9 protein-coding genes are annotated in these 12,948 nt (G+C 60.3%); 6 read left to right on the top strand and 3 right to left on the bottom strand.

All coding sequences use genetic code 11. The features are described 5' to 3' along the window. Window positions 1-71: 71 nt before the first annotated feature. Window positions 72-1,478 carry a Fe-S cluster assembly protein SufB gene (sufB, locus tag AC6H1L_RS04760; RefSeq protein ID WP_297164608.1) on the bottom strand — a complete coding sequence of 469 codons (1,407 nt, stop codon included), beginning with the start codon at window positions 1,476-1,478 and terminating at the stop codon, window positions 72-74. Window positions 1,479-1,663: 185 nt separating this feature from the next. After that, window positions 1,664-3,256, bottom strand: coding sequence for a glycosyltransferase family 39 protein (locus tag AC6H1L_RS04755; RefSeq protein WP_497600394.1), 1,593 nt, complete (start codon window positions 3,254-3,256; stop codon window positions 1,664-1,666). A gap of 584 nt (window positions 3,257-3,840) precedes the next feature. Between AC6H1L_RS04755 and AC6H1L_RS04750 the strand changes: the two genes are divergently transcribed. From AC6H1L_RS04750 to AC6H1L_RS04725, 6 genes are all read left to right on the top strand, one after another. After that, window positions 3,841-4,227 (top strand): DUF2089 domain-containing protein, encoded by a 387-nt coding sequence (locus AC6H1L_RS04750; RefSeq protein WP_497600393.1) that lies wholly within the window; start codon window positions 3,841-3,843, stop codon window positions 4,225-4,227. Beyond that, window positions 4,211-4,594, top strand: coding sequence for an SHOCT-like domain-containing protein (locus tag AC6H1L_RS04745; protein ID WP_497600392.1), 384 nt, complete (start codon window positions 4,211-4,213; stop codon window positions 4,592-4,594). Before AC6H1L_RS04750 ends, AC6H1L_RS04745 begins: the two co-directional genes overlap by 17 nt. A 223-nt stretch (window positions 4,595-4,817) precedes the next feature. Further along, the gene (locus tag AC6H1L_RS04740; protein WP_497600391.1) at window positions 4,818-6,611 is read left to right on the top strand and encodes an SHOCT-like domain-containing protein; all 1,794 of its coding nucleotides are present in this window, start codon (window positions 4,818-4,820) and stop codon (window positions 6,609-6,611) included. 466 nt (window positions 6,612-7,077) lie between these two features. After that, window positions 7,078-8,073, top strand: coding sequence for a helix-turn-helix domain-containing protein (locus AC6H1L_RS04735; protein ID WP_497600390.1), 996 nt, complete (start codon window positions 7,078-7,080; stop codon window positions 8,071-8,073). Between the two features lie 413 nt (window positions 8,074-8,486). Further along, entirely contained in the window at window positions 8,487-9,932 is a 1,446-nt protein-coding gene (locus AC6H1L_RS04730) for a hypothetical protein (RefSeq protein ID WP_497600389.1), read from the top strand. 317 nt (window positions 9,933-10,249) lie between these two features. After that, complete coding sequence (locus AC6H1L_RS04725) at window positions 10,250-11,218, top strand: aldo/keto reductase (RefSeq protein ID WP_497600388.1); 969 nt, start codon at window positions 10,250-10,252, stop codon at window positions 11,216-11,218. Between the two features lie 129 nt (window positions 11,219-11,347). Here the strand turns inward: AC6H1L_RS04725 and yedA are convergent, their stop codons facing one another. Further along, the gene (gene yedA, locus AC6H1L_RS04720) at window positions 11,348-12,439 is read right to left on the bottom strand and encodes a drug/metabolite exporter YedA (RefSeq protein WP_497600387.1); all 1,092 of its coding nucleotides are present in this window, start codon (window positions 12,437-12,439) and stop codon (window positions 11,348-11,350) included. Window positions 12,440-12,948: the final 509 nt, after the last annotated feature.

Raw genomic sequence — 12,948 nt, 5'->3', positions numbered from 1 at the left:
CCACACGTGGCAATGGCCCTGACTGAACTGGAAGCTTCTTGCTGTCGACCGGGAGCGAGCAGCCGGAGGCATCAACCGACGCTGCCCGACATCTCCAACTGGATCAAGCGGTTCAGCTCTACCGCGTACTCCATCGGCAGCTCCTTCGTGATCGGCTCAATGAAGCCATTCACGATCAGCGAATACGCCTCCGACTCATCGAGACCGCGGCTCATCAGATAGAAGAGCTGATCCTCACCGACCTTCGAGACGGTGGCCTCATGGCCGATCTCCGTCTCATTGTTCTCGATACGCATCGTCGGATACGTATCGGTGCGGGCCCGCTCATCCAGCAGCAGAGCGTCGCAGCGTACGCTGCACTTTGTATGGTGAGCCTCCGGATTCACACGCACCAGCCCGCGATACGAAGCGCGGCCAGTACCCTTCGAGACCGACTTCGACAGAATCTGCGAGGTCGTGTAGGGGGCCAGATGAGTCACCTTCGCGCCAGCATCCTGGTGCTGCCCGTCGCCAGCGAAGGCCACCGAGAGAATATCGCCACGCGCGCCCGGCTCCATCAGCAGGACGGCGGGGTACTTCATCGTCACCTTCGACCCCAGATTACCATCGACCCACTCCATCGTCGCATCGGCGTAGGCGGCGGCGCGCTTCGTCACCAGATTATAGACGTTCTTTGACCAGTTCTGAATCGTCGTATAACGCACACGAGCGCCGCGCTTCACAATAATCTCCACAACGGCGCTGTGGAGACTATCGGTCGAATAGATCGGAGCCGTGCAGCCCTCCACATAGTGGACATACGAGCCGGGTTCTGCAATAATCAGCGTGCGCTCGAACTGGCCCATATTCTGAGCATTAATGCGGAAGTAGGCCTGCAGAGGAATTTCGACGCGCACATTCTCCGGCACGTAAACAAAGCTACCGCCGCTCCAGACCGCGCTATTCAGCGAGGCGAACTTATTATCGGAAGGCGGGACAATGGTCCCAAAGTACTCCTTCACCAGGTCCGGGTAGAGGCGCAGGGCGCTATCCATATCCATAAAGATCACGCCCATCTTCTCCAAATCCTCACGGACCTTATGATAGACCGCCTCGCTCTCGTACTGGGCCGTCACGCCAGCCAGATACTTGCGCTCCGCCTCTGGGATGCCCAAGCGATCGAACGTCTCCTTAATCTCGGGCGGCACCTCGTCCCACGAGCGGCCCTGCTCCTTGACCGGCTTAATGTAGTAGTAGATATCGTCGAAGTTAATCCCCGAGAGGTCCGCGCCCCAGGTAGGCAGAGGCCGCTTCAGAAAGAGGTCGAGGCTCTTAAGACGGAACTGGCGCATCCACTCAGGCTCGCCCTTCATCTCCGAGATCTGCTCAACGACCTCGCGGCTCAGCCCCTTCTTCGACTTGAAGGCATAGTTTTCAGGTACATGGAAGCCTGCTGTATATCTCGGCTCGGCTGTACCGAAGATCTCTTGCGTGCTCATATCACATCACCTCAGTGTGGCGTCGAGACCTCTGCCTCACACATGAGGAAACAGCGCCACCTCGATCAATCCTTACTCAAACACTCGGATTTGCTCCTTTAATTATACGGCCCGTTGTCAGGGCCTGTCAAGGCCAGGGTGGAGAGCAGCGGCCGGCTAGCAAAGCCGATGACAGCGATCGTCTCCTAACCCACGGTCTGATAGAGATAGACATGGGCCGTACTGGTGGCAAAGGAGGCCAGGAAGCGGTAGTGAGAAGAGAGCCAGGCCACACTGGCCTGGGCGCGCTGCACGGCCGCCGCGTCAGGCAGTCGTGCGGTGACATAGAAGAGGCGTGCATGCTTGCTGGCGTAGGCAGCCAGAGCGGACGGCTCCGTCGCCTGGAGAGCCTTTTCTGTACCCAGCGTGGCGCGGGCAACATTGTAGGGCAAGAGATCATACTCCACCCAATGGAAAGCCCCGGGCGAATCGCTATCGAAGTGGGCCAGCGTTGGCGTCAGCGAGAAATAATACTCGAAAGCCAGCGTACAGCCCTGACCACTGTCGTAGCAAACCAACCCATCGCCCTCCTGATAGTGAGCAGCGACCCAGAGAGCGGCAGCGCGCCAGCTCTCCTGCTCAGCGTGAGCATAATAGGACGGCAGATGATAGAGCGCGAGCGCCACCAGCACCAGGGCCAGGGCTGTGCGCGGCAGCCGCCAGGGCAGCATACTCAGGCCGAGCACCGCTAGCAGGAACCAGGCTGCCAGAACCGAGACCAGATAACGATCAAGGAAGAGATGGATCGATACTTGAGTAATGGCGTAGCTCAGCAAGGTTGGAATGAGTAACCAGCACAACAAGACAAAGCCAAAGGCGGCTAACTGCTGATTATGCTGCAACTGGGGCTGTGTCTGGCCGGCCTCCGGCTCGGAGCTGGGGAGCAAGGCCAACCGTCGTAACAGCTCCTGCCCAGGCCTGGAGAGGCTGGCCATGCCGATCGTCAGGCCCACCACGATCAGGACTGTCAGCAGAACCAGATAGATGCGGCCAGAATCGGCAAAGGTCATGAAGAGGTGCAGCAGATCGCGTGGTCCCGGAATGGGAATCCACTCGGTCTGAGCGCCGACGCGGCTCAAGATCAGCATTGGGGTCACCAGCAGCGTAATCATGACCAGACTCAGGGCCAGCGGACCCAGCAGGCGCCGCGTCGGCCCACGCCAGGGCGTTGGCAAGACCAGCAGGCCCAGCAGCGCACTTCCCTGAGCCCCCAGGATCAGCAGGCTGAAGAAGTGAGTATAGACCGCCAGCGTCATGGCCAGAACATAGCAGAGCAGCCAGGGCCGGGCGCGTTCTGGCCGCATGAGCGCCGTAAGGAGCGCGTACCAGCCCAGGCTTAACAGAAGCAGTTGGAGACCATAGGCGCGGGCATCTTGAGCATAGAAAAGATTCATATTACTGATAAAATAAATAAAAGTAGCAAAAAATGATAAAGATCTATTAAAGAAGCGACGAGCCAATAGGAAGACAAACACTGCGGCTGCGGCAAGACAGCAGGCGGAGGGCAGGCGTACAATGGCCTCTACGGGAGGCAAGCCGATCAAGGCCGTCAACCGTAACCAGCCGTGGAGCAGCAGATAGTAGAGCGTCATATTGGGCTGGCTTGTGGTGATGATCTGCCACAGCGTCGGCAACGACTGCGAGGCCCGTGAAACCGAGAGTAATTCGTCGAACCAGAGACTAGGTGCGCCCAGCCGGTAGAGACCCAGCGCCAGAGCCACCAGTACAAGCAGGATCACCGTGGCTCCTTCACTCCCCAGGAGACGCCGGCAGGCCGCGAGCCGGTCGAGCAGCGAGCTCGGCCCTGGCTCCGATGAGGGGGTCGACCCAGAAAGGCTTTTCACTCTGGATGAAGCTGGCAATAATTTTAAATAGAGTAAATACATCTCTTTCGATGCTCCTGAGCAGAGAGTTGGCCGCCAGCGAGAGCAATAAAGTAGCTGTCGCTCGGGATTGCGGGGCGGTTTCGCTGAGTTTTGACGGGCCGAATAGGCACCAGTAACGCCAATTACCTAGGTATAAATACTTAACTTCAAACAAAGGACAGGCGTTTCGCCGGGAAGATCTGGCAGAACTGCATCGGCACTGGTATATATCTCCAGTCTCAGACGTATTTTTGCTAGTGTCTTTGACGAAATTGAATGAGTATGTTACAATGAAAGCTAAGGGCAAGCAATCATTCCCGTGCCAGATCGCTGGTGCGCGCGGCCCAGCCTGGCCCGCGGGACGGAGCTAGAGCTTGTCCCGCCCTGTCCGCAAGGAAGAAGGAAGATTGGAGCAGGAGGTCTGGGGAGATGATTGCCCCGGTGAAGAAGAGAGAAGCATGCACCGGCTGATAACCAGAGACCCTGTCAGTGGTGGAGAACTGATTGTGACGCGCCTGGAGTGCCCTGAGAGTGGCGTCGTAATCGAAGGACGCTTTAGCCTGGGCTGGATTGGGCGCCTCACTCCCGAGCAGCTCGATTTTGTAGAGCGTCTGGTCAAGAACCGCGGCAATATTCAGAAACTAGCCAACGAGCTGGATATTGCCTACAATACAGCGCGCAGTCGGCTGGACGAGATTGTCGCAGCGCTTGGGGGGCCACCCGAGAGCGAGCCGCGCCCCAGCGTTGACCGGCGCGCGATTCTGGATCGCCTGGCTGCGCGCGAGATCACGGTTGAAGAGGCAATGCGCTTGTTGCGAGGTCAGTCAGATGGCGGTTCCCGCTGAGGAGCGCGATCGCATTCTGCGCTTGGTCGAGGCTGGTCAGGTCAGCGCCGCCGAGGCCGCTCGTCTACTTGATGCCCTGGCTCCGTCGCCCGCGGCGGAGCCGTCCGTCCGTGCCAGGCCGCGCCAGCGCCTGGTACATATTCGCGTCACTGATCTGCTGTTCAATCGTCCCCGGACGAGCGTGACGCTCCCTGTGGAGTTGATTGAGGTGGGTCTGCGCCTGGCAACACGTCTGGCTCCTCAGATTAGCGGCAGCGCTCTAGAGCAGCTGCTGCGCGCTATCGCTCAAGCCTCCACCGGGCGTCTGCTCGACTTCCAGGATTTAGAAGAGAACGAGCGTGTAGAGATCTTTCTGGAAGAGCGTTAGCGGAGAGGCGTGCCAGCCCTGCAACAGGCGTACAAACGATGGAAGGGAAGGCGGCAGATCGCCTGACGGGTGCGGTTTGGCTCCTATGAACCAGCGTGATAGGCCAGGCTACGTTGATGTGTTCTCTGGTCAGACGCGAGTGGAGGCCGCTCATTGGTGCCCTGGCTCGCTGGCTGCTCCGCTCGCGCAAGTGGGTTTTCTTCACCTTTGAGGAGGCGGCGTCATGCAGCAAGTGCTCAATGTCGGCCCACAGCCGCGTATCCGAGTGGGCCGCGTCAGTGGCGATCTGGTTGTGCGTCCTGGCGGATCTCAACAGGTGGTCATCGAGACCGATGATGTCTTGAGTGGGGGACCAGGCTGGGAGGGTGAAGGTGCTGTAGTTGTGGGAGATTGTCATGGCGATCTGCAGCTACTGCTGCCAGCGGACGCAATGCTACAGGTGGACTGGCTGGCTGGCGATGGGAGAATCCAGGGCATTCATCGCTGTGAGCTAGGGGGAGTGGGCGCTGATCTGGTGGCGGAGCGCCTGGCTGAGGCGCTGCTGCTTGGGCGCCTGGGTGGCGATCTGCAGGTACGTGGGGTTCCCCTGGTGTGCGTGCGTGATAGGGTTGGCGGCGAGGGCCTGGTGAGGGATATTGAGCGGCTGGAAATCGCCTCGCTGGCCGGTGACCTGGTCGTCGAAGGTGCCGGCACGGTCCTGGTTGGCTCGGTCGGTGGCGATCTACGCTTGCCTGCCATTGCCTCCTCGTTGCGCTGCGGTCACGTTAAGGGCGATGTATTGGTGCAGGGAGGCACAGATACTGGTGTAGTGCTGGGAGTGGTCGAGGGCGATCTAGAGCTGGTCGGGGTGGCACAGGTCCATGTGGGGGGCGTCGAGGGTGATGCGATCTTGCGCGATATCAATGGCGAGGTGGAGATCGGACGAATCGGCGGTGATCTCGATGGGCGTGAGCTGGCTGGTCACCTGAAGATCAGTCAGGTGCTGGCGGATGCCGTCTTGAAACGTGTGCATGCTTCTCTGGAGATTGGGGCCATAGAGGGCAGCCTCTCACTCCAGGCGGATTTTCCAGAAGGCTCTTTAACACGCTTAAATGTGGCTGAGGATACGGTGCTCTCGCTACCTGCACAGGCGAATCTCACGCTGCGGGCGGTGGTCGGCGGCGATATCAGCGGCGTTGGTCTCGACCACGAGGTGGCAGCCTCCCGCCTGCTTTCCCTGGTCTATGGCTCGGGTGCAGCACAGGTAGAGCTGCGGGTCGGGGGGGATCTGCGCCTGCAGGGGGAGAGCTATCCTCGTGTGGATGAAGGAACCTTTCGCCTCTTTTTCTGGGATTGGCAGAACTTCGAGCGAGAGATGAAGGAGTTTGGGCAAGCAATGGCAAGCCTGGGTCAGGACCTGGCTCACGATATGCGGCGCCTGGCTCAGGACCTGGCGCGTGAGCTGGCCGGAGCTGGAGGAGAGTATAGCACGCGCTGGTCCGAGGAGGTGCTGCGTATTCTGGAGGAGCAGGCGCGGCGTGCCCGCGAGCGAGCGGCGAGCTGGGAGCGCCGTTTTGCTCGTTTCAGGCCCCAGGCCGGTGGCTCGCGGGTGCGTTTGCGCTTCCAGGAACATGAGTGGCAGATGGACCCGGAGCGCCTCTACCGTATGCTCGATCAGGCCCAGCGCGCGGCGGCGGAGGGGGTGGCAGGCGCAATGGAGGCGGTGGAGCGTGCTCTCCGCAATCTCGGGCTATCCTCATCGGCTGAAGGACGCAGGCAGACCTCGCACATGGCTACCAGTCAGTCCAGCGCAGCAGCATCCGCGGCTGGCGCGGCTTCCACGTCTGCCGTGGAGGCATCGGCGCCTGTCGACCAGCGAGCTGATCAGGGACGGGAACAGTCGGGGCAGGAGCAGCCTCATACAGCCGCAGAGTCGCCTGCTACTGAGCGCGAGCGTGAGGCCATTTTGCGCATGGTGGCTGAAGGGCGCCTCTCCCCGGAAGAAGGAGATATGTTGCTAGAAGCCCTGGGTGATTAAGGGGGACCAGCGTCTTACCTCGCTGCTGCTTTGCTGCAGCGGGGAAACCAGCTCCTCTGGACGTCAGTGCGCAGAGCCAGGTCGCCGGGGAAGAAAGCAGGCGTCTCGCCAGCGTGATGTCTCTGGCCAGAGAAACAGAGGTCCCTGGTTTCTGGGACCCGGACGACCGCTCACTTGCTTGCTCTCTTGCTTCTCTGCTGCTGCACAGCGCTTGCGCCTGCCTTCTCTCTCTCCATGTGCATAGCCTAAATACCGCTTTTCAGACCTTGAGTCTGCACAACTAACGTTCTCCACGGGGCGAATTGTGGTATAATTACAACCGCTATCAATATTTCTGACCACGCGGAGCCGCCACGAGAGGGGTTTGTTTTGCCACCGGCACTTTCTCTTAAATGATCTCAGTTTTTGCTAGTATAGGGAACGTAACCTGTATCCACCCACTATTTCAAAGGATCAAGGTAGTTAGATGCAACAGAGCCGAAACTGGCGTGAACTGCTGGCAAGCCTCATTAGTGACCCGCGGCAGAAACAAATGCTGGCCAACAAGCTGGGGGTCACACCGCTGACCTTGACGCGCTGGGCGGAAGGGGAGTCACAGCCCCGCCCTCAAAATTTGAAGTTATTAGCTGAGGCTCTCCCGCAGTATCGCACCGAGCTACAGCAAGCGTTCAGCGAAGAATTCGGCCTTTCCAATTTTGGAGAGCCGACACTAGAGCTGGAAGAGGAAGAGATCCCCTCGGCCTTCTACGCTCGTGTCCTCAATACCTATGCCACGGCGCTAGCTATGCTGCGCTTCTGGTCCATCGCCAGTCTGATCCTCCAGCAGGCGGTTGGGCAGCTTGATCCGCACCAGGTTGGCATTGCAATTACAGTGGTGCAGTGTATGCCCCCCTCTGGCCCCGATGGCAAAGTGCGCAGCCTGCGCAAGCGGGTTGGCATCGGTACCGGCCCCTGGCAGAGCAGCGTCGAGCAGAAAGCTGGTTTTTTGGGAGCGGAGTCGCTCGCGGGCTATACCGTGGCCCAGGGGAGGCTGATTGTGATCCAGGATCTGACGCGCGATCAGGGCTACTATCCGGCGCGCCCGATCGAGGGTGAGATGGGCTGTGCCATTGCACCGATCCTGCGCTCCAGCTGTGTTGCTGGGGGATTGCTGGTCTCGAGCACGCGGGCCGACTTTTTTACTCCTGGGCGCAGTCGTCTTGTACAAGAGTATGCCGATCTCCTGGCACTAGCCTTTGAGCCGCATGAGTTCTATGATCTCCAGCGCATAGATCTACAGACCATGCCCCCGCTGGAGGTCCAGGAGGAATATTTCAAACATTTCCAGCGGCGTGTAGCTGCTCTGATGCGTGAAGCAGCGCTGAACGATCGCCCGCTGAAGGTGACGGAGGCGGAGCAGTTAGTCTGGCAGCAGTTGGAGGCCGAGCTGCTACAGCTCCCTCTGCCAGAGTTTCAGGAGTGAGTTTCTCAGGCCAGGGAGGGCGCAGCCGGGGGCGTGTTCCGGCTCCATTCGCTTCCTCGCGCTGCCCTTGCCCTCTCATTGCTCCTCCTTTGCTGGCTTTCTGCTCCTCGTACGTGCTTGCCGACTCCTCTCCTCCACTCTGTCAGTACTCTGTTTGCCAGCACTGGTGGTCTAAAAACTGCCGGGGTCATGCGTTCTCTTTGGTAAGAAGGAGGATGCGAGAGAAGGTCCTCCCTCACCGCCTTCCTTTCCTCTCTGCGGCTTCCTCCGGCGCCCGGCGCCTGGCAACCCTGGCACCTGGCTGTGGAGGCTGCCAGGGCAGGGCGGAGCTATCCCTCTCTCGCGCCCTTGATCCTCACCGAGTTGGCTTTGTTTGAGCGTCTAAACTGGATTAAACCAAGGAGACAAAGCCGATGTGGTGGCAGCAGGTCTTTCCTGAGTTACCGTCAGGGTGGGTCGTTGAACGCCTGCTTCCTCCTGCTCAGGGGCTGGCCTTTCTGAATACACAACGGCCAGAGTATATCAAGCTCTCGTTTGCCAGGTTGCGGGGAGCCAATGCCATTGCTCAGCTCAATACGCTCCTGACCGAGCTGCGGGGCCAGCTTCAGCGCCTGGAAGCCAGCGATCTGCGAACTGATCCAGCGCGCAATGTGGCCAGTTGCCAGGTGCGCTTCTGGCAGCAGGGCCAGCCGCTACGTGGGGTGCTGGTGGTCATTGCTGGCCAGCATGGTGATGCCCTCGCCCTGTCGCGGGCTGCGCGGGCTGACCTCTATCCCCAGCGAGAACACGAACTGGAGCGCCTGGCCTGGTCGCTCTTGCGCCGCCTGACCGAATTAACGGAGTCAGCCTCGGGAGTGCAAGAGATACAGGCTGCCTCTGAAAGAGCAGAGCAGGCTCAAGCAGAGCTGGCGCGCACGGGCCGCCCGGTTCATGTGGGCCTCTACTGGATCACCATTCCTCAGCACTGGCAGCTTTCTCTGGCCAGCGGTGGCAATCTGCTGGCCGTCAGCCCTGAAGGTGAGAGCGTGACCATCTATGTGGTGCAGATACCGGCTGATGTCGGGACCCTGCAATTGATGCTGCGGGGCTTGGCGCTCCTGGGGCTGTCGTCGCAACAGGCTGCTCTGCTGAAGCGGCTCGTTTCGCCCTATCTGCCGCCGGTGGAGGTGATCCGCCAGCTCTACCCGCGGCTCGCCGCTGGCGCCGTGCAGCAACTGCAGATTCTTGGTCAATGGCCACTGCCTGTGGCAATGGGCCAGGCGGCGCGCATACGCTATCGCTATCTACGGCCCTCTCCTGCGGGAATGCAAGCCATCGAAGGAGGGGCCGATGTACACTCGATCCCGCCTCCTTTGCAGGTTCCGGGGGCGGCCTTCTGGAACCTGACGGTTCAGGGGGCTGAGGCCCCAGCGGCCATCTTTGGGCAACGTCTTCCCTTGTATATGGCCATCCTGGCCTCGGCGCGCCCCGATCCCGCTGGTCTTCAGGCTGCGCTGGCCTCGCAGCGACAACAGCACCAGATCATTCAGCAGATGGCGGCTTCGCAGGCGGCCCATTTCCGCCACCAGAGCCAGATAATTGCTCAAGCCTTTGGGCAAGTGAATGCCCTGCAGATGAATCTTTTTGAGCATAATCTTCAAAGTAGGCTCAATACGACGCTTGATTGGATCGACACATTCATGGGAGAGACCTACGTCAAGGACGTGCGCACGGGGGCGCGCTTTACGGTGCCTCGCTCCTATGTTGAGTTTTTCCGCCAGCGTGGCGAAGAGGTGCGGGCCTACGGCAAGTATGCTGATCCGTTGCTGTATGGCAGCTATGAGCGTGACATTCTCAAGCCCATTCACCACGGTGAGTAGCCACTCCTTCCTGCCTGACCGCGCTGAGGCGGCGGAGGCGATAGCGGCTAAGATGAAGACGTTAGTGGCCTGGCGCTTGTCTGTCTGGCTGTCGATAACCAGGCTGACAGGCCTAAGAGACAGTCTGCGGCGGGTGGACATGCTCATCGGCTCCGTCGGGTGGTTTTTCACGGTCTCCCTGTAGTACAGGCTTTCTGCCTGAGTTTGCGTCGCAGGCCCTTTGTGGAATAAGATGAGAAGGCCAGGGGCGCTGAGGGCCTCCTGTGCATCTACTACAAGGTAGCTGAGATGGCGAATAGGTTGCGGAAGGAGTGTCTATGCAGAAGCGACGCTTAGGCAATACCGACATGGAGATCACGCCGCTGGGATTGGGAACCTGGGCTATTGGGGGAGGCAACTGGAGCTTTGGCTGGGGACCGCAGGACGATGCCGACTCGCTGGCGGCGATTCATAAGGCCCTGGACCTGGGGATCAACTGGATCGATACGGCGGCGGCCTATGGTCTGGGGCATTCGGAAGAGATCGTCGGGCGCGCTGTACGCGAGCGTGGCTCCAACGAGCGTCCGTACATTTTTACGAAGTGCTCGCTTGTCTGGGATGAGACCAGCAATGGCCAGGTGCGCAATGTGCTCAAGGCCGACTCGATCCGGCGCGAGGCGGAGGCGAGCTTGCGCCGGCTGGGCGTCGAGGTGATCGATCTCTATCAGATTCACTGGCCGGTGCCCGATGAGGATATTGAGGAGGGCTGGAGCACGCTGGCCGAGCTGCAGCGTGCTGGCAAGGTGCGCTATATCGGTGTCTCGAATTTCGATGTGCGACAGATGGAGCGGGCGCGGGCCATTGCTCCGATCAGTTCGCTGCAGCCCCCCTATTCGCTGATCCATCGTGAGATCGAGGCCGAGATTCTGCCGTATTGCCAACAGCATAATATCGGGGTGATCGTCTATTCTCCGATGGCGTCTGGCCTGCTATCGGGGCGTATGACAAAGGAGCGTGTGGCGGCCCTCCCCGATAACGACTGGCGTAAGCGCCATCCTGATTTCCAGGAGCCGCGCCTGTCGCGCAATCTGGCGCTGGCGAAGCTGCTGGAAGACATTGGCTACCGTTATGGACGCACGGCGGGCGAGGTAGCGATTGCCTGGACGCTGCGCCATCCGGCGGTAACTGGGGCAATTGTGGGGGCGCGTCGGCCTGAGCAGATCAGCGAAGTAATCGGGGCGGCGGAGTTTCGCCTCTCGCCAAGCGATCTGGAGGAGATTGAAAATTTTCTCCGCGCCAATCCCTGATGGGTCTTGGTTGAGGAGAGGCCGACCCTGGCGGCGAGGCCTGTCCGGCCTCGCTCGCCTCTGCGCCGTCCAGCCCGATCCGGCGCGGCTGCCCGCGCTCCCCTCTGACTCCGCTTCGTTGTCCTCACACTATCTCTCCCTCGTTAGCTGCGCACTGGTTATCTTGCGCCTCTCACTTCGATCCTCGGCCTGGCTGATCGGCTGAGCCTCGCTCTGGCCAGGGACGGTGGCTTTGCTAGGGCTGTTGGGAGTCGAGCGTGGCTGCAACGAGATGAGGGCCACGCTGCTCAGAATGATGAGCATGGCCAGCAGTTCAAGGAGCGAAACCTGTTCATGGGCGAAGAGGACTCCCAGGAAGACGGCGACCAGAGGATTGACATAGGCGTAGCTGGTGGCCAGGGCAGGCCGTACGCGGCGCAGCAGATAGCCATAGGCGCAGTAGCCAAGCAAGGAGCCAGCGCCAACAAGGTAGATAAGGGCCAGCAGTGCGCCCGGCGCAGGTGGCAGGCTGGGGCGCTCGCCCAGCAGCAAGCCAATGGTGAGTTGGGCCAGACCGCCGGCCAGCATCTGGGTGGCACTGGCCATCAGGCCAGAGGCCAGGGGCAGGCGCGCGCTCAGGACGGAACCAAGCGACCAACAAACGGGGGCGATGAGGAGGGCGATGGCCCCCTGGGGATTGGCCCGCAGGCCGCTTTGCAGGTTGAGTAGGATGACACCGGCGAAGCCAAGGAGCAGGCCGAGCCATTCGAGGCGCCGTGGCCAACGTCCTCCCAGTCCGGCAAAGAGGGCTGTCCAGAGCGGCACGGCGGCCAGGGCGATAGCAGCCAGGCCGCTGGCGACCCATTGTTCGGCAAATGCCACCATGCCATTGCTGCCGACGAGCATCAGGATGCCGATGCCGGCGCCGGCCAGCCACTGCCGCCGGCCAGGTCGCGGCTCGCCGCGCAGACGCAGGAAGAGATAGAGAAGGCTCCCGGCGCAGACGAAGCGCAACCCGCCCATCAGAAAGGGCGGAAAGCTAGCCAGGGCCTGGCGCATGCCCAGATAGGTTGACCCCCAGATGATATAGAGGGCCAGCAGGGCCAGGATAATGCCAAGGCGGTCCACTGGACTCAGGGCTTGAGATCGCTGCTGCCCGTCTGCCGTACCTGACGGTGCCTGATCTCTAAAGCTGTCGAAACGTGTTTCTCCAGGTAGAGAGGTCACTTGTTTTCTTTGCATAGCTATTACTCAATAGATAAATATCTTGTTCAGAAAAATCAGAGAAGCAGCACGAAAGCAAATAGGTTAGCTGGCGTCACAGGGCGGGACAGGTCGCTCCGTGGCGTAGCTGCTGCTGGCCGGTCTGTCTGGCTGGATCGGAGGTGAAGGGTGGGTGTCCGGGTCCGATCGAGATCGCTCACTGGAGTAAAGTACCTACGCTAATTTTAGGCGCCTGGGAGTACATTGGCTACAGCCAATGGAGGGTAGGAGGGAGCGAATTGGCTCTTGCTCTGGTCAGAGGACTGATCCAGAGCCATCTTATTTACATAGGCAGCGCATTGACTGTGATGCCGGTTGTGAGCAATGTTATGTTGCCTTGCCTGGCCTGCTATGTTATTCTGTCAGGCTGGCAGGGAGACGATACAGACGCGTGCCGCAGGCTAGCAGATAGACGGGATACATACGGGAGCGCCTGAGTGTTTGTGGCACAAGCGGCCAGGGCTGCGCGGGCAGGCTCTACAGGGAGC

The sequence above is a fragment of the Thermogemmatispora argillosa genome (assembly GCF_059696725.1).
This window is presented reverse-complemented; position numbering and strand designations above follow the sequence as displayed.